Origin of the sequence: Frigoribacterium sp. PhB24, assembly GCF_003755185.1 — a bacterium.
In the GTDB taxonomy this organism is placed as follows: Bacteria; Actinomycetota; Actinomycetes; order Actinomycetales; family Microbacteriaceae; genus Frigoribacterium.
Map to the genome: position 1 here is coordinate 334,852 of NZ_RKIC01000011.1, position 16,483 is coordinate 351,334.

Sequence of the window (16,483 nt, forward strand, 5' to 3'; positions counted from 1 at the left end):
CGTGACGACCCCCGACGACGACCGCGAGCGGACCGTCACCCGTCGGCTGCGGGCCGCGGGCTGCGTCTTCGCCGAGGACGAGGCGCGGTTGCTGCTCGCCGAGGCCGGCGACGGCCCCGGACTCGAGGCGATGGTCGCCGACCGCGTGGCGGGACGGCCCCTCGAGCAGGTCCTCGGCTGGGCGGCCTTCGCCGGGCGACGCATCGTCGTCGAACCGGGCGTCTTCGTGCCCCGCCGGCGGACCGAGCTCGTCCTGCGGCAGGCCTCGGCGGTGCTCTCGACCACGGACGAGGCGGCCGGCGTACCCGGCGGCGTCGCGTCCCGTCCCCTCGCCGTGCTCGAACTGTGTTGCGGTGCCGCCGCCGTCGCGACGACGCTCGCCGCCGAGCACCCCGGGCTCGACCTCTGGGCCACCGACCTCGACCCGGTGGCAGTTCACTGCGCCCGCAGCAACCTGGGTGAGCGAGGGACGGTCGTCCGGGGTGACCTGTTCGACGGCCTGCCCGCCTCGCTCCGCGGTCGGGTGAGGCTGATCGCGGCGAACGCGCCGTACGTCCCGACCGACGCGATCGCGTCCATGCCCCCCGAGGCGCGCCTCCACGAGTCGCCGCTCGCCCTCGACGGCGGGGCCGACGGACTCGACCTCCACCGGCGGATCGCGGCGGAGGTCGGCGACTGGCTGGCGCCGGGCGGCACCCTCGTCCTCGAGACGAGCGAGCGTCAGGCGGCCGAGACGCAGGAGGCGCTGGTCGCCGCGGGCCACCGGGCCCGCATCGTCCGCGACGACGAGATCGACGGCACGGTCGTCGTCGCCGTCGCGCGGTGAGGAGTCGGTGACGTCGTCCGGTGGGGGCGGTGGCTCAGCGGTCGGCCGGTGAGACCGAGTCGACGACGGGGGACTCGGGGGTGCCCGAGATCTGGCAGGTCCACTCGGTGGCAGGGCGTCCGTCGGCGAGGTGGCCCATGGTGACGGTGGCCACGGCTCCGGTCGTGCTGTCGCGGACGTCGTCGGTCTCGTAGGCCCGGACGTCGTCGAGGTGGGGCAGGTCGGGGTGCTGTTCGCCGATCGCCGTGACGCACGCGTGCCACGCGGGGGGCGCCTCCTGGGCCTGGGCCGTGGCGGGGGCGGGCGGCTCGGTCGTCGGCAGTGCGGTGGCGTCGGGCAGTGCCGTCGCGTCGTCCGAGGCCGTGGGGGAGGGCGTGACGCGCTCGGAGGCCGACGGGTTCGTGCTCGGCCCACCGTCCGCGCAGCCCGTGACGAGCAGAGCGACGGCGAGGCCGGCGACGGTCAGGGCCGAGGGCGCGATCACGCGACGGGTCGGGTGGTGGGGGCGGGGCACAGGGCTCCTCAGGACGGTGCAGCGCGACGGTGTGTTGCACAGGGTAGCGAGGGCCGGGGACGCACACCACGCAGGACGCGGAGCCGACACGGAGGTTCGCCCGGCAGGCTGGTCTGATGACCGAAACGGACAACCGCGAAAAGACCGCACTCGAGCAGGCCATCAGCAAGGGTCAGGCGGGTGAGGGCGACATGAACAGCGTGCTCGCCGAATTCGTCAACGCCCAGGTCGTCGTCGCCACGGCCACCGACGCGCAGGAGTCGTTGAACGACCTGCAGCCCGTCCTCTTCGACCGTGAGGGCGTTCCGATGCTCGCTGCCTTCACCCACGTCGACATGATCGGCGAGCAGGTCAAGGGTGTCGCTCAGTTCTCGGCGACGCTCCCGGCGGCCGAACTCGTGCAGGCCATCCCGGCCGAGACCGGTCTCGTCGTCAACCCGGGCAACCGTGAGGGCTTCGAGATGCTGCCCGAGGGTGTGGCCCAGCTGGCGAACGACGTCCGCCAGCTCGTCGCCGACCACGAGGCCGCGGGTTCGCCCGAGCCCGGACAGCCCGCCCGCGTCGTCTGACCTCTCCTCGGCACGACCCCCCGACGCCCCGACCGCATGCCGGTCGGGGCGTCGGTCGTCGCCCGGGCCACCGGAGTCGCGCGCGATCCCGAAACCTGCGTGTCACACGACGGCGCTAGGCTGACGCCACAACCGAACATCGGGCCACGAACACGTCGCGGGAGAGCTCCGGTGCGCAGAGACTGCGCCGACCGGGCACCGAAGGAGCAAGCTCCCCGCCAATCTCTCAGGTACGCGTACCGCGACGGACTGGCCACTCTGAAAAGCAGGAGGCGCGAGGCGGTCGACAGACCCCTCGCCGGTCCTCGCCCACGGTGAAAACCGGCCCCGGCCGGTGAAGCTCTCAGGCCCATGACAGAGGGGGAGCCCCGACCGGCGCAGCGCCCGGCGGGGCTGCCCCGTCGTGCACCACCGCACGACACCGTTCCCGGCCGAGACACCTGGCGGCCGGTCCGTCCCTCCAGGAGTCACGATGTCCGACGCAGCCTCGAACCTTCCCGCCGCCCCCGGGCCCGACGACGACGACCTCGACCTCGTCGACCCGGGCGACGATCCGAGCGGTGACCTCGTCATCGGCACCGACGGCACCGAGGGCATCGCCACCGGCCCGGGCACGGGCGACGATCTGGTCGGCGCCGACGACCCCGACGAGCGGTTCAGCCCCCTGCACGAGGTGCACGTCGCCGCCGGCGCCGTGTTCACCGACTTCGCCGGGTGGCAGATGCCGGTCCGCTACGACTCCGACCTCGCCGAGCACCATGCCGTCCGGACGGCGGCCGGACTCTTCGACCTCTCGCACATGGCCGAGATCGCCGTCGTGGGTCCCGACGCCGGGACTTTCCTCGACCACGCCCTGGCCGGCACCCTCTCGACGATCGCCGTCGGGCGGGCGAAGTACTCGCTCCTCCTCGCCGCCGAGGGCGGAATCGTCGACGACCTGGTCGTCTACCGTCTCGACGAGCACGACTTCCTGGTCGTGGCCAACGCGGGAAACCGCGAGGCGGCGTTCGCGGCCCTGGCGACCCGCGCCTCCGGGTTCGACGTCACCGTCGACGACGAGAGCGACGACACCGCGCTGATCGCCGTCCAGGGGCCCGAGAGCGAAGGCGTGCTCGACGAACTCGTCACGGCCGATCGCCTCCAGCCCGACGCCCCGCTGTCGACGCTGCGGTACTACCGCGTGCTGCAGGCCACCTTCGACGACGCCCCCGTGCTGATCGCGCGGACCGGCTACACGGGCGAGGACGGCTTCGAGCTCTACGTCGACCCCGAGACCGCACCGTCGGTGTGGGCCGCGATCGCCGAGGCCGGCGGGCCCCGAGGCCTCGTCCCCGCGGGGCTGGCCAGTCGCGACACCCTGCGTCTCGAAGCCGGCATGCCGCTGTACGGGCACGAGCTCGGCCTCGACGTGCGCCCCGACCAGGCCGGGCTCGGCCGGGTCGTCGACACCTCGAAGGACTTCGTCGGGCGCTCGGGCGTCGAGCCCGCCGCCGACGCTCGCGTCCTCGTCGGGCTGACGCTCACCGGGCGGCGGGCCGCGCGAGCGGGTTACCCCGTCGTCACGGACGACGGCACCGTGGTCGGCGAGGTCACGAGCGGCGCGCTGTCGCCGACCCTCGGCCACCCGGTGGCCATGGCCTTCGTCGACCCCGACGTCGTCGACCGCGGCCCCGCGCTGGTCGTCGACGTCCGCGGCACCGCCGTCGCCGCGACCGTCGTCCCGCTGCCCTTCTACAAGCGCTCCTAGGCACTCCCTCCCCCGAAAGGACCGGCCATGACCGATCTCACCGCACTGAAGTACACCGCCGAGCACGAGTGGCTCCTGATCGACGGCGACACCGCCACCGTGGGCATCACCGACTACGCGGCCGACAAGCTGGGCGACGTCGTCTACGTCGACCTGCCCGCCGAAGGGACCGAGGTCGAGACCGGCACGGTCGTCGGCGAGATCGAGTCGACCAAGTCGGTCGGCGAGTTGTTCGCCCCGGCGCTCGGCACGGTTCTCGAGGCCAACCAGGCCGTCGTCGACAGCCCCGACCTGGTCAACAGCGACCCGTTCGGCGACGGCTGGCTCATCAAGATCACCCTGTCGTCGACCGACGGCCAGGGCCTGCTCTCGCGTGACGAGTACGTCGCGCTGACCGCCGAATGAGCCTGGAGCAGGCGGGCGGCTCCGTCTTCGGCGGCTGGTCCGACCAGGTCGCCACGGGCTTCGTCGACCGCCACGTCGGCACGACCCCCGGTGACCAGGCGACCATGCTCGCCGCCGTGGGCCACGACACCGTCGAGTCGCTCGTCGCGGCCGCGGTGCCGGACGCGATCCACGCCGCGGCCGTCGAGGGCAGCGTGCTGCCCGACCCGATCGGCGAAGAAGAGGCGCTCGCCGAGCTGCGGGCCCTCGCGGGGCGCAACCGCGTCTCGCGCAGCCTCCTGGGCCTCGGATACTACGACACCGTCACGCCGGCCGTCATCCAGCGCAACGTGCTCGAGAACCCCAGCTGGTACACCGCGTACACGCCGTACCAGCCCGAGATCTCGCAGGGCCGACTCGAGGCGCTGATCAACTTCCAGACGATGGTGGCCGAGCTGACCGGGCTCACGACCGCCAACGCGTCGATGCTCGACGAGGGCACGGCCGTCGTCGAGGGCATGCTGCTCGCCCGCCGCGCGTCGAAGGCGAAGACCGACGTCTTCGTCGTCGACAGCGACACCTTCCCGCAGACCAAGGCCCTGCTCGCCGGCCGTGCCGAGGCCGTCGGCATCGAACTCGTCGAACTCGACCTGTCGGTGCTCGACCCCGCCGAGCTGCCCGTGTCGTTCGGCGTCTTCGTGCAGTACCCCTCGGCCTCGGGCTCCGTCTGGAGCCCCCGTGCCGTCGTCGAGGCGGCCCACGCCCACGGTGGCCTGGCCGTCGTCGCCGCCGACCTGCTGGCGCTGACGCTGATCGAGGCGCCCGGCGAGTTCGGGGCCGACGTCGCCGTCGGCACCAGCCAGCGTTTCGGCGTGCCGATGGGCTTCGGCGGGCCGCACGCGGGCTACATGGCCGTGCGCACGGGCCTGGAGCGTCAGCTGCCCGGCCGCCTGGTCGGTGTCTCGCAAGACGCCGTCGGCCAGCCCGCCTACCGGCTCAGCCTGCAGACCCGCGAGCAGCACATCCGCCGCGAGAAGGCCACGTCGAACATCTGCACCGCCCAGGTGCTGCTGGCCGTCATGGCCTCGATGTACGCCGTCTACCACGGGCCCTGGGGGCTGCGGCACATCGCGACTCGCGTGCACGGCCATGCGTCCGACCTGGCGGCCGCGATCGCCGAGAGCGAGCTCGAGCTCGAGAACGACTCGTTCTTCGACACGCTGCAGGTGTTCGTGCCCGGTCGGGCCGCTGAGATCGTCACCGCGGCACACGCCCGGGGTTACCTGCTGCACGCCGTCGACGGCGACTGCGTCCGCCTCTCGTTCGACGAGACCACCACGGGTGACGACGTCCGTGTCGTCGCCGAGGTGCTCGGCGTCGAGCTGCTCGACGCAGCCGCCCCCTCGGGCTTCCAGGAGGCGCTGCTCCGCACGAGCGACTACCTCACGCACCCGGTCTTCCGCACCCACCGCAGCGAGACCAGCATGATGCGCTACCTCAAGCACCTGGCCGACAAGGACTACGCGCTCGACCGCGGCATGATCCCGCTCGGCAGCTGCACGATGAAGCTCAACGCGGCGACCGAGATGGCCGCCGTCACCTGGCCCGAGTTCGCCGGCGTGCACCCGTTCGCACCCGCCGACGACGTGGCGGGGTACCTCGAACTGATCGGCCAACTCGAGGGCTGGCTGGCCGAGGTGACGGGCTACGACACCGTCTCGTTGCAGCCCAACGCCGGCAGCCAGGGCGAGTTGGCCGGCCTGCTCGCGATCCGCGGCTACCACCTGTCGAAGGGCGACACCGAGCGCACGGTCTGCTTGATCCCGCAGAGCGCGCACGGCACCAACGCGGCCAGCGCGGTGCTCGCGGGCATGCGCGTCGTCGTGGTCGCCTGCGACGAGGGCGGCAACGTCGACCTCGACGACCTGCGGGCCAAGGTCGAGCAGCACGCGGCCCAGCTCGCGGCGCTCATGATCACCTACCCGTCGACGCACGGCGTCTACGAGCACGACATCGTCGCCATCACCGACGCGGTGCACGCGGCCGGTGGCCAGGTCTACGTCGACGGGGCCAACCTCAACGCCCTGCTCGGTGTCGCACGCTTCGGCGACTTCGGCGGCGACGTCTCGCACCTCAACCTGCACAAGACCTTCTGCATCCCGCACGGCGGCGGCGGCCCTGGTGTCGGTCCGGTCGCGGCCAAGGCGCACCTCGCGCCCTTCCTGCCCGGCCACCCGATGGCGCAGCAGGCCGATCGTCGCACCGGTGCCGCCCCCGCGGTCGACGGCGACCGTCTGGCGCACGCCGGAGTGCCGGTGTCGAGCGCGCCGTACGGGTCGCCGAGCATCCTGCCCATCAGCTGGGCCTACGTGCGCATGATGGGCACCGAGGGTCTCACCCGTGCGACCGGAGCGGCGGTCCTCGCGGCCAACTACGTCGCCGCCCGCCTGCGCGACCACTTCCCCGTGCTCTACGCGGGTGAGGACGGTCTCGTGGCGCACGAGTGCATCCTCGACCTGCGTCCCCTGCGCGACGCGACCGGGGTCACCGTCGACGACGTGGCCAAGCGCCTCATCGACTACGGATTCCACGCCCCGACGATGTCGTTCCCCGTCGCGGGCACGCTCATGGTCGAGCCGACCGAGAGCGAGGACCTCGCCGAGATCGACCGCTTCGTCGACGCGATGATCGCGATCAAGGGCGAGGCCGACCAGGTCGCCGCGGGTCGGTACACCGCCGAGTCGAGCCCGTTGCGCGGTGCGCCGCACACGGCCGAGTCGGTCGTCGTCGGCGAGTGGACCGCCGAGTACGGCCGCGAGGAGGCCGTGTACCCGGTGCGCTCACTCGTCCGGGGCAAGTACTGGCCGCCGGTGCGCCGCATCGACCAGGCCTACGGCGACCGCAACCTGTTCTGCAACTGCCCGCCGGCGGAGGCCTTCGCCTGACACCGGCCCCGAGCGGCCCGTCCTCGAGACGGGAAACCGCCAGCACCCGATCCCGTCGAGTGCTGGCGGTTCCCTCTGGGCCCCCCGGACGTCGGCCGCCGAGTGTCGCGGAAGGCGTTCACGTAGCGGCGACCGTCCCGATCGACGCCCGGGGGACAGCTCACGCTGTTCGGCTTGCCCGGATCGTCACGACCCGTGGGTACATCTGACTCGCCCCCCGAACGGGTGTCAAGGCCTGTGGCCCAGGTGAGGCGCTCGCCACGCCGGTTCGACCGCCCGAGGGGCGTCAGGACGGCAGACCGAAGAGGCCCGGGAAGGCCGTGGCCGCCCACGGGTAACCCACGAACACGGCCGCGTCCATCAAGAAGTGGGCGGCGACGAGGGGCAGTACCCGGCCGAAGCGCTGGTAGAGCCAACCGAACGCGATGCCCATGACGACGTTTCCGACGAACGCGCCGAACCCCTGGTAGAGGTGGTAGCTGCCCCGCAAGAGGGCCGCGGTGACGATGATCGACCAGGTCCGCCAGCCGAGGTCGCGGAGGCGCGCGAAGAGGTAGGCGACGACGATCACCTCCTCGGTCACCCCGGCCCGCAGGGCCGAGAGCAGCAGCACGGGGACGGTCCACCAGTGCTCGCCGAGGTTCGTCGGGACCACCGTGACGGTGAGGTCGAGGGCCTTTCCGGCCAGGTAGAGGCCGACGCCCGGGATGCCGATGGCCAGAGCGAGGCCGATGCCGCCCAGGGTGTCGCGCCCGGCGCGGGAGAAGTCGACGCCGAGGCGGCCCAGGTGCGGTCGCTCCTCGCGCCAGAGCAAGAAGGCCACGAGCAGCACCGGCACGAGGTCGACCGCGACGCCGAGCACCTGGTACGCGAGGTCGAAGAACTCACGACTGCTCAGCGGCGAGTTGAGCGTGGCCGTCTGCTGCGAGAGCGCGGTCTGCTGCGTGAGCCGGTTGACGATCGACAGCACCGAGTACACGGCCGACGCGCCCAGGGAGAGACCCAGGACGATCACGATCTCGACCCGGAGGCGCGCCCGGGTCATCGGGGCCGGGTGCGGTGCGAGGGCCACGGGTGGTGTCGCATCGGGGGCGGGGTCGTGGTGGCGGCTCACGGGGTGATGGTACGGGACCGACGTGAGGGGGATGACCCGCGCCTCCCAAGCCGACGGCGAACAATACCTGCCAGGTGGCGGATTTCTCGCAGCCGATTCATGCGAACTTCAGGCACTCCGCGCAACGAACCGCATGCCGACGCAATGATCCGGCGAGTTGGTTTCCGTCGTGTAACCGTTGCCGTGGGGGTTTGGTGATGCCCGAACCCGTTGCCTAGGGTGACTTCATCCAACGCGGCACGGCCCCTGGGCACAGTGCTGCGTCCTTTCCCGCATCAGGAGGAACATTGAAGAAGACGCGCATGGGCCTGTCGGCCGTCGCCGTCGTGGGGACGGCAGCACTCGTCCTCACCGGTTGCGCCAGCGGCAGCGGGGACGACGACTCGTCGTCCGGTGACGCTTCCGCGATCATCAAGACGAACGGAACCGAGCCCGAGAACCCGCTCGTCCCGTCGAACACGACCGAGACCGGTGGTGGCCGCATCGTCACCTCGATCTTCGCCGGTCTGGTCAGCTACAACGCCGACGGCACCACCAAGAACGAGGTCGCCGACAGCATCGAGAGCGACGACGCGACCGTGTGGACCGTCACGCTCAAGGACGGCTGGAAGTTCACCGACGGCACCGACGTCACGAGCGAGTCGTTCACCAAGGCCTGGAACTGGGCGGCCAGCTTCGACAACGTCGCGAACTCGTCCGGCAGCTCGTTCTTCGAGAACTTCAAGGGCTACAGCGACACCGAGCAGAGCGACCTCGACCTGACCGTCGAGAGCCCGACCGAGTTCACGGTCACGCTCAACACGCCCGAGGCCGACTTCCCCCTGCGCCTCGGCTACTCGGCCTACTCGCCGCTGCCCGAGTCGTTCTACGCCGACCCCGCCGCGTTCGGCGAGAACCCGGTCGGCAACGGCCCGTACATGCTCGACGGTGAAGGCGCCTGGACGCACAACCAGGGCATCAAGCTCAAGACGAACCCCGACTACGACGGCAACCGCAAGCCGAAGAACGGCGGGCTCGACATCAACTTCTACACCTCGCTCGACTCGGCCTACGCCGACGTGCAGGGTGGCAACCTCGACGTGCTCGACCAGATCGGCCCGGCGGCGTTCCAGACCTACCAGAGCGACTTCCCCGACACGAACGTCAACCAGCCCGCCGCGGTCTTCCAGGGCATGACGATCCCGCAGTACCTCGCGCACTTCGGTGACGACGAAGAGGGCCAGCTGCGTCGTCAGGCGATCTCGATGTCGATCAACCGCGACGACGTGACCAAGGTCATCTTCCAGGGCACGCGCACGCCGGCCAAGGACTTCACCTCGCCCGTCATCCCCGGCTACACCGACAAGCTCGAGGGTGAGAGCGTCCTGTCGTTCGACGCCGACGAGGCCAAGGACCTCTGGGACCAGGCCGACGCGATCTCGCCCTACGGCGACACCACGTTCACCATCGGCTACAACTCCGACGGCGGACACCAGGAGTGGGTGGACGCGGTCACCGCGAACATCTCGAAGACGCTGGGCATCAAGGCCGAGGGCAAGCCCTACCCGACCTTCGCCGAGTTCCGCACCGACGCCTCGGGTGGTGCCATGACCGGCGCCTTCCGTTCGGGCTGGCAGGCCGACTACCCCTCGCTGTACAACTTCCTGTACCCGACGATGGCCACCAACGGCAGCTCGAACGACGGCAAGTACTCGAACCCCGAGTTCGACGACCTGCTCGCCGAGGGCAGCGCCGCGAGCGACGTCGACGACGCGAACGCCTCGTACCAGAAGGCCCAGGAGGTCCTGCTCAAGGACCTGCCGATCATCCCGCTCTGGTACGCGAACGTGAACGGCGTCTGGGCCGACACGGTGAGCAACGTCGAGTACGGGTGGGACTCCGTGCCGATCTACGAGAACATCACCAAGTAACCAAGTAAGGTCGTCGCTCACGCGCTCGACCGACGCTCGACGGGGTCCGGGCAGTGTTCACACTGTCCGGGCCCCTTCGGCGGGCCCACCCACCTCCCCCTCCACACGATTGCGATAACGATGCACGCGCAGACGTCCGAGGAAGCCTGATGCTCTGGTACACCGGACGCCGGCTCCTCCAACTGATCCCCGTCTTCTTCGGGGCGACGTTCCTCATCTACTTCATGGTCTTCGCGCTGCCCGGTGACCCCGTGGCGGCGCTGTTCGGCGACAAGACCCCGTCGCCCGCCGTCATCGAGGCGATCCGCGCCGAGTACAACCTCGACCAGCCGTTCATCGTGCAGTACCTGCTGTACATCGGCGGCCTGTTCACCGGCGATCTCGGTACGACCTTCTCCGGTCGACCCGTGGTCGACGAGCTGGTCCGGGCGTTCCCCATCACGTTCCGACTGGCGATGCTCGCCCTGCTCTTCGAGGCCGTCGCCGGCATCGTGGTCGGCCTGATCGCCGGTCTCCGCAAGGGCAAGCTCTTCGACACGAGCGCCCTCGTCGTCAGCCTGCTGCTCATCTCGGTGCCGACCTTCGTCATCGGCTTCCTGCTGCAGTACGTCTTCGGCATCCAGCTGGGCCTGTTCCGCACGACGGTCAGCTCGCAGGCACCGTGGGACGAGCTGGTGCTGCCGGCCATCGTCCTCGCCTCGGTGTCGTTCGCCTACATCGTCAGGCTGACCCGCGCCTCCGTGTCCGAGAACTCGAGCGCGGACTTCGTGCGCACCGCGTCGGCCAAGGGCCTCACCCGCGGCCGCGTCGTCACGGTGCACATCCTGCGCAACTCGCTCGTGCCCGTGGTCACCTACCTCGGCGTCGACATCGGTTCGCTGATGGTCGGTGCCATCGTGACCGAGGGAATCTTCAACATCCAGGGCGTCGGCGGCACCGTCTACCGGGCCATCACGCTCGGCGAGGGCCCCACCGTCGTCTCGTTCGTCGCGGTGATGGTGATCATCTTCATGATCGCCAACCTCCTCGTCGACCTGCTGTACGCCCTTCTCGACCCGAGGATCCGCTATGCCAAGTAACGACTCGTCGGCGTTGTCCGCCGACCACTTCGTCGCCGATCTCGACGAGACGCCCGTCAAGGCCGTCGACGCGATCGACGAGTCCGAGAAGCCCCGCAGCAGCTGGAACGACGCCTGGGACGCCATGAAGCGTCGCCCGACGTTCTGGATCGCGGCGTTCCTCATCGTCGTCGTCATCGTGGTGGCGCTCTTCCCCGGGCTGTTCACGAGCGTCTCGCCGACGGCCGCCGACCTGCCCCGCAGCAACGAGGGGCCGTCGGCCGGGCACCTGCTCGGCTTCACGTTCCAGGGCACCGACGTGTTCGCCCGCATCGTCTGGGGCACCCGTGCCTCGCTGACCGTCGGTCTGCTGGCGACCATCATCGTCACGGTGGTCGGCATCGTCATCGGCTCGCTGGCCGGGTTCTACGGCGGCTGGCTCGACGCGATCGTCTCCCGTCTCGGCGACATCTTCTTCGCGATCCCCACCGTCCTCGGTGCCATCGTCCTGATGTCGATCCTGCCGACGCGGACGCCGCTCACGGTGGCCCTGGTCCTGTCGGTCTTCGCCTGGCCCCAGATCGCGCGCGTCATGCGCGGTTCGGTCCTCAGCGCCCGCGCCGCCGACTACGTCACGGCCTCCGCGGCGCTCGGCGTGTCCCGCTTCCGCATCCTGGTCCGACACGTCGTCCCGAACGCCATCACCCCGGTCATCGTCGTGGCGACCGTCTCGTTGGGCACGTTCATCGTCGCCGAGGCGACCCTGTCGTTCCTCGGCATCGGGCTGCCGCCGAGCACCATGTCCTGGGGCAACGACATCAACGCCGCACGCAACTCGCTGCGTGTCGCCCCGATGCCCCTCTTCTGGCCCGCCGCGGCGCTGTCCGTGACGGTGCTGTCGTTCCTCCTCATGGGCGACGTCGTGCGCGACGCCCTCGACCCGAAGGCGAGGGCACGTCGATGACCGACACCTCCACCCGACCCGAGACGGCCGGCACCGCGTCGTCGTCGACGCCCTTGCTCGAGATCAAGGGCCTGAAGATCGGCTTCAAGACGCAGGCGGGCTACGTCGACGCCGTGCGCGGGGTCGACCTGACGATCCGTCAGGGCGAGAGCCTGGCGATCGTGGGCGAGTCCGGTTCGGGCAAGTCGACGACCGCCACCTCGATCATCGACCTGCTGCCCGGCACCGGTGAGGTGACCGGTGGACAGATCCTCTTCGAGGGAAAAGACCTGACGAAGGTCAGCGCCTCCGAGATGCAGGCCATCCGGGGTCGAGACATCGGTTACGTCCCTCAAGACCCCATGTCGAACCTCAACCCCGTCTGGAGCATCGGCTTCCAGGTCGAGGAGGCGATCCGTGCCAACGGTGTCGCGACCGGCAAGAACGCGATCCGTCAGCGTGCCGTCGACGTCCTCAAAGAAGCCGGGCTGAACGACGCGGGTGACCGTCTCAAGCAGTTCCCGCACCAGTTCTCGGGCGGCATGCGCCAGCGGGTCCTCATCGGCATCGGTCTGTCGTCGCGGCCCAAGCTGCTGATCGCCGACGAGCCGACCTCGGCCCTCGACGTGACCGTGCAGCGGCGCATCCTCGACCACCTCGAGACGCTGACCCGCGACTACGGCACCTCGGTGCTCTTCATCACGCACGACCTCGGCCTCGCCGCTGAGCGGGCCGAGAAGCTCGTGGTCATGTACAAGGGTCGCGTCGTCGAGTCGGGCCCCTCGAAAGAGATCCTGGCCAACCCGCAGCACCCGTACACGCAGCGTCTGGTGGCCGCGGCGCCCAGCCTCGCGAGCCAGCGCATCCAGTCGAGCATCGCGCCCACGCACTCCCACGGGCTCGAGATCTCCGACGAGGGGGCCGACGACGCCGAGCTCATCGCCCGCGCCCGTCAGCGGGAAGAGGCCGGCAAGAAGGACGCCGAGTACATCTCGGTGACGAACCTGTCCAAGGTCTACAAGATCCGTCAGGGCGGGTTCAAGACCACCGACCTGCGGGCAGTCGACGACGTGTCGTTCTCGATCCCGCGCGGAACGACGATGGCGCTCGTGGGCGAGTCCGGTTCGGGCAAGTCGACCGTGGCCAAGCTCGTGCTCCAACTCGAGTCGATCACGTCGGGTACCGTCGCGGTCGGCGGTCAGAGCGTCGGGGCGCTGAAGGGCCGTGAGCTCTTCGACTTCCGTCGTCGTGTGCAGCCGGTCTTCCAAGACCCCTACGGCTCGCTCGACCCGATGTACAGCGTGGGCAACACGATCGCCGAGCCGCTCGTCACGCACGGCATCGGCGACCGGTCCAGTCGTCAGGCCCGCGTGCGTGAGCTGCTCGACCAGGTGTCGTTGCCCGCCTCGACGGTCAACCGGTACCCGAACGAGCTCTCCGGTGGTCAGCGACAGCGCATCGCCGTGGCCCGTGCGTTGGCGCTCAAGCCCGACGTGATCGTCCTCGACGAAGCGGTCTCGGCCTTGGACGTGCTCGTCCAGGGGCAGATCCTCGACCTGCTCACCGATCTGCAGACCGAGCTCGGCCTGACCTACCTCTTCATCACGCACGATCTCGCGGTCGTCCGCCTCATCGCGGACAACGTCAGCGTCATGCAGAAGGGACGCGTCGTCGAGGCGGGCACCACCGACGACATCTTCGCCAACCCGGCCCAGCAGTACACACGCGAGTTGCTCGAGGCGATCCCCGGCGCGAACTTCGAGTTCGGCCGGTAGCCGACCCGCGCCTCCTGGTGTCGAGGGGGCCTCTGCGCCGTGCCGAGAGCACGGCGGAGGGGCCCCTTTACCACGTGCCGTAGACTATGTACGCCGGGCTCTGACCCGACCACTTCCCCCTCTCTCTTCTCGTAAGGAATACATCCATGGCGACTGCCATCCGCAGCGACCTGCGCAACGTGGCGATCGTGGCCCACGTCGACCACGGCAAGACGACCCTCGTCGACGCCATGCTCAAGCAGACCAACTCGTTCGACGCGCACTTCGACACCGAAGACCGCATGATGGACGGCAACGAGCTCGAGCGCGAGAAGGGCATCACGATCCTCGCGAAGAACACCTCGGTGCTCTACAACGGTGTCCACGCGACCGACGGCCCGATCACCATCAACGTGATCGACACCCCCGGCCACGCCGACTTCGGTGGCGAGGTCGAGCGCGGCCTGTCCATGGTCGACGGCGTCGTGCTGCTCGTCGACGCGTCCGAGGGCCCGCTGCCCCAGACGCGCTTCGTTCTGCGCAAAGCCCTCGCGGCCAAGCTGCCCGTCATCCTGCTGGTCAACAAGACCGACCGCCCCGACGCGCGCATCGACGAGGTCGTCGCCGAGAGCCAAGACCTCCTCCTCGGCCTCGCCAGCGACCTGAGCGAAGAGGTCGACGACCTCGACCTCGACGCGATCCTCAACGTGCCCGTCGTCTACGCCTCGGGCCGCAACGGCGCCGCGTCGACGAACAAGCCCGCCGACGGCTCGCTGCCCGACAACCCCGACCTCGAGCCGCTCTTCGAAGCGATCCTCACTCACGTCCCCGCGCCGCGTTACGACGACGAGCACCCGCTGCAGGCGCACGTCACGAACCTCGACGCCTCGCCGTTCCTGGGTCGTCTCGCGCTCCTCCGTGTCTTCCACGGCACCCTGCAGAAGGGCCAGACGGTCGCCTGGGTCAAGTCCGACGGCACGGTTCAGAACGCGCGCATCACCGAGCTGCTGATCACGAAGGCCCTGAGCCGCTACCCGGCCGAGAGCGCGGGCCCCGGTGACATCGTCGCCGTCGCCGGCTTCGACAGCATCACCATCGGCGAGACGCTGTCCGACCCCGAAGACGTGCGCCCGCTGCCGACCATCACGGTCGACGACCCGGCCATCTCGATGACCATCGGCACGAACACCTCGCCGATCATCGGCAAGGTCAAGGGCCACAAGCTGACCGCCCGCATGGTGAAGGACCGCCTCGACCGCGAACTGGTCGGCAACGTCTCGCTCAAGGTCCTCGACATCGGACGCCCCGACGCGTGGGAGGTCCAGGGCCGCGGCGAGCTCGCGCTGGCCATCCTGGTCGAGCAGATGCGCCGCGAGGGCTTCGAGCTCACCGTCGGCAAGCCCCAGGTCGTCACCCGTCGTGACGAGAACGGCAAGCTGCAAGAGCCGTTCGAGCACATGACCATCGACGTGCCCGACGAGTACCTCGGCGCCGTGACGCAGTTGATGGCCGCCCGCAAGGGCCGCATGGAGAACATGGCGAACCACGGCTCGGGCTGGGTGCGCATGGAGTTCATCGTCCCCTCGCGCGGCCTGATCGGCTTCCGCACGCAGTTCCTCACCGACACGCGCGGCACCGGCATCGCCAACGGCATCAGCCACGGCTACGGTCCCTGGGCCGGCGAGATCTCGACCCGCACCAACGGCTCGATCATCGCCGACCGCTCGGGCGTCGTCACCCCCTTCGCGATCATCAACCTGCAAGAGCGCATGTCGTTCTTCGTGCAGCCGACCGAAGAGGTCTACGAGGGCATGGTCGTGGGCGAGAACTCGCGCGCCGACGACATGGACGTCAACATCACCAAAGAGAAGAAGCTGACCAACATGCGTCAGTCGACGGCCGACAACTTCGAGTCGATGACGCCCTCGAAGGTGCTCTCGCTCGAGGAGGCACTCGAGTTCGCGGGCGACGACGAGTGCGTCGAGGTCACCCCCGACGCCATCCGCATCCGCAAGGTCGAGCTCGACGCGTCGGCCCGCCAGCGCAGCACCGCCCGCCTCAAGAAGCAGAACGCGTAGGCAGCACCGCAGCACCGCACCACCCGCCGAGGAGGCGGTCCGCACCACCGCGGGCCGCCTCCTTCGTGCATCGTGGGCACGTTCTGCGCCCGCCCCCAGCGATGGCGGTTAACCTCGCGGGGTGCTGAACGAGAAGAAGACCCTCACCCGCTCCGCGGCCGCGCTCGTGCTGGCCCTCGGCCTCGTGACCGGTCTCACCGCCTGCGGCGAGGGCTCGCCCGTCGACAACATCGTCGGTGGTGCGGTCGACAGCGGCATCGAGAGCCTCAAGGGCACGGCCCAGAAGGCGATCGAGGATGCGGCCGGCGAGGCCCTGAACGGGGCCGGCATCACGACCGACGGCACGTTGCCGGCGAGTTTCCCGGCCGACGTCCCGCTCGTCGCCGGGACGACCCGTGGTGGGGGAGCCGGCCCCGACGGCACCGGTTGGGTCGCCCAGATCACCGTCTCGGGCGCCGACCAGTTCGCCGTCGCTCAGCAGCAGCTCGAGACCGCCGGCTTCACGGCGTCGGGGGTCGACACCGATGCCGACAGCGGATTCGGCACCTTCACCGGGGCCACGCACCGCGTCGTGCTCACGGTCTCCGCCGACGGCGACGGCCAGACCATCGCCACGTACGTCGTCACGCCCGTCTGATCCG

13 protein-coding genes and 2 riboswitches are annotated in these 16,483 nt (G+C 70.0%); of the genes, 11 read left to right on the forward strand and 2 right to left on the reverse strand.

What is annotated here, in order from left to right; genetic code table 11:
* Position 1 precedes the first annotated feature (1 nt).
* Complete coding sequence (locus EDF50_RS09225) at positions 2-826, forward strand: putative protein N(5)-glutamine methyltransferase (RefSeq protein WP_233570477.1); 825 nt, start codon at positions 2-4, stop codon at positions 824-826.
* A 34-nt stretch (positions 827-860) separates the two neighbouring features.
* Here the strand turns inward: EDF50_RS09225 and EDF50_RS09230 are convergent, their stop codons facing one another.
* Positions 861-1,340: a hypothetical protein gene (locus EDF50_RS09230; protein WP_148076802.1), complete on the reverse strand. Its 480-nt coding sequence runs from the start codon at positions 1,338-1,340 to the stop codon at positions 861-863.
* Between the two features lie 116 nt (positions 1,341-1,456).
* Here EDF50_RS09230 and EDF50_RS09235 point away from each other — a divergent pair, with 116 nt between their 5' ends.
* The 4 genes from EDF50_RS09235 to gcvP all read left to right on the forward strand — a co-directional run bounded on the left by EDF50_RS09235 (position 1,457) and on the right by gcvP (position 6,985).
* Positions 1,457-1,909, forward strand: coding sequence for an SseB family protein (locus tag EDF50_RS09235; RefSeq protein WP_123519250.1), 453 nt, complete (start codon positions 1,457-1,459; stop codon positions 1,907-1,909).
* 148 nt (positions 1,910-2,057) lie between these two features.
* Positions 2,058-2,161, forward strand: a riboswitch (glycine riboswitch).
* Between the two features lies 1 nt (position 2,162).
* Positions 2,163-2,274: riboswitch (glycine riboswitch) on the forward strand.
* A gap of 260 nt (positions 2,275-2,534) precedes the next feature.
* Positions 2,535-3,656, forward strand: a complete 1,122-nt coding sequence (gcvT, locus tag EDF50_RS09240; protein ID WP_370453989.1) for a glycine cleavage system aminomethyltransferase GcvT — start codon at positions 2,535-2,537, stop codon at positions 3,654-3,656.
* Between the two features lie 27 nt (positions 3,657-3,683).
* Positions 3,684-4,061, forward strand: coding sequence for a glycine cleavage system protein GcvH (gcvH, locus tag EDF50_RS09245; protein ID WP_056048718.1), 378 nt, complete (start codon positions 3,684-3,686; stop codon positions 4,059-4,061).
* A gap of 104 nt (positions 4,062-4,165) precedes the next feature.
* Positions 4,166-6,985: an aminomethyl-transferring glycine dehydrogenase gene (gcvP, locus tag EDF50_RS09250; RefSeq protein ID WP_233570524.1), complete on the forward strand. Its 2,820-nt coding sequence runs from the start codon at positions 4,166-4,168 to the stop codon at positions 6,983-6,985.
* A 286-nt stretch (positions 6,986-7,271) separates the two neighbouring features.
* Here gcvP and EDF50_RS09255 read toward each other — a convergent pair whose 3' ends face one another.
* On the reverse strand, positions 7,272-8,030 hold the full coding sequence (locus EDF50_RS09255) for a CPBP family intramembrane glutamic endopeptidase (RefSeq protein ID WP_123519390.1): 759 nt from the start codon (positions 8,028-8,030) through the stop codon (positions 7,272-7,274).
* A gap of 356 nt (positions 8,031-8,386) precedes the next feature.
* Between EDF50_RS09255 and EDF50_RS09260 the strand changes: the two genes are divergently transcribed.
* From EDF50_RS09260 to EDF50_RS09285, 6 genes are all read left to right on the forward strand, one after another.
* Positions 8,387-10,009 carry an ABC transporter substrate-binding protein gene (locus EDF50_RS09260; protein ID WP_123519253.1) on the forward strand — a complete coding sequence of 541 codons (1,623 nt, stop codon included), beginning with the start codon at positions 8,387-8,389 and terminating at the stop codon, positions 10,007-10,009.
* A 149-nt stretch (positions 10,010-10,158) separates the two neighbouring features.
* On the forward strand, positions 10,159-11,088 hold the full coding sequence (locus EDF50_RS09265) for an ABC transporter permease (RefSeq protein ID WP_123519254.1): 930 nt from the start codon (positions 10,159-10,161) through the stop codon (positions 11,086-11,088).
* Positions 11,078-12,031, forward strand: coding sequence for an ABC transporter permease (locus EDF50_RS09270; protein WP_123519255.1), 954 nt, complete (start codon positions 11,078-11,080; stop codon positions 12,029-12,031). Before EDF50_RS09265 ends, EDF50_RS09270 begins: the two co-directional genes overlap by 11 nt.
* Positions 12,028-13,785, forward strand: a complete 1,758-nt coding sequence (locus tag EDF50_RS09275) for an ABC transporter ATP-binding protein (RefSeq protein ID WP_123519256.1) — start codon at positions 12,028-12,030, stop codon at positions 13,783-13,785. The genes EDF50_RS09270 and EDF50_RS09275 overlap by 4 nt, the downstream gene beginning before the upstream one ends.
* A 146-nt stretch (positions 13,786-13,931) precedes the next feature.
* Positions 13,932-15,842: a translational GTPase TypA gene (gene typA / locus EDF50_RS09280; protein WP_123519257.1), complete on the forward strand. Its 1,911-nt coding sequence runs from the start codon at positions 13,932-13,934 to the stop codon at positions 15,840-15,842.
* 121 nt (positions 15,843-15,963) lie between these two features.
* Positions 15,964-16,479 carry a hypothetical protein gene (locus tag EDF50_RS09285; protein ID WP_123519258.1) on the forward strand — a complete coding sequence of 172 codons (516 nt, stop codon included), beginning with the start codon at positions 15,964-15,966 and terminating at the stop codon, positions 16,477-16,479.
* Positions 16,480-16,483: the final 4 nt, after the last annotated feature.

What these genes read in the sequence shown, in the direction of transcription:
- EDF50_RS09235 (WP_123519250.1), top strand. Translation starts at nt 1,457, where the DNA reads ATGACCGAAACGGACAACCGCGAAAAGACCGCACTCGAGCAGGCCATC.
- gcvH (WP_056048718.1), top strand. Translation starts at nt 3,684, where the DNA reads ATGACCGATCTCACCGCACTGAAGTACACCGCCGAGCACGAGTGGCTC.
- gcvP (WP_233570524.1), top strand. Translation starts at nt 4,166, where the DNA reads ATGCTCGCCGCCGTGGGCCACGACACCGTCGAGTCGCTCGTCGCGGCC.
- EDF50_RS09255 (WP_123519390.1), bottom strand. Translation starts at nt 8,030, where the DNA reads ATGACCCGGGCGCGCCTCCGGGTCGAGATCGTGATCGTCCTGGGTCTC.
- EDF50_RS09265 (WP_123519254.1), top strand. Translation starts at nt 10,159, where the DNA reads ATGCTCTGGTACACCGGACGCCGGCTCCTCCAACTGATCCCCGTCTTC.
- EDF50_RS09270 (WP_123519255.1), top strand. Translation starts at nt 11,078, where the DNA reads ATGCCAAGTAACGACTCGTCGGCGTTGTCCGCCGACCACTTCGTCGCC.
- EDF50_RS09275 (WP_123519256.1), top strand. Translation starts at nt 12,028, where the DNA reads ATGACCGACACCTCCACCCGACCCGAGACGGCCGGCACCGCGTCGTCG.
- typA (WP_123519257.1), top strand. Translation starts at nt 13,932, where the DNA reads ATGGCGACTGCCATCCGCAGCGACCTGCGCAACGTGGCGATCGTGGCC.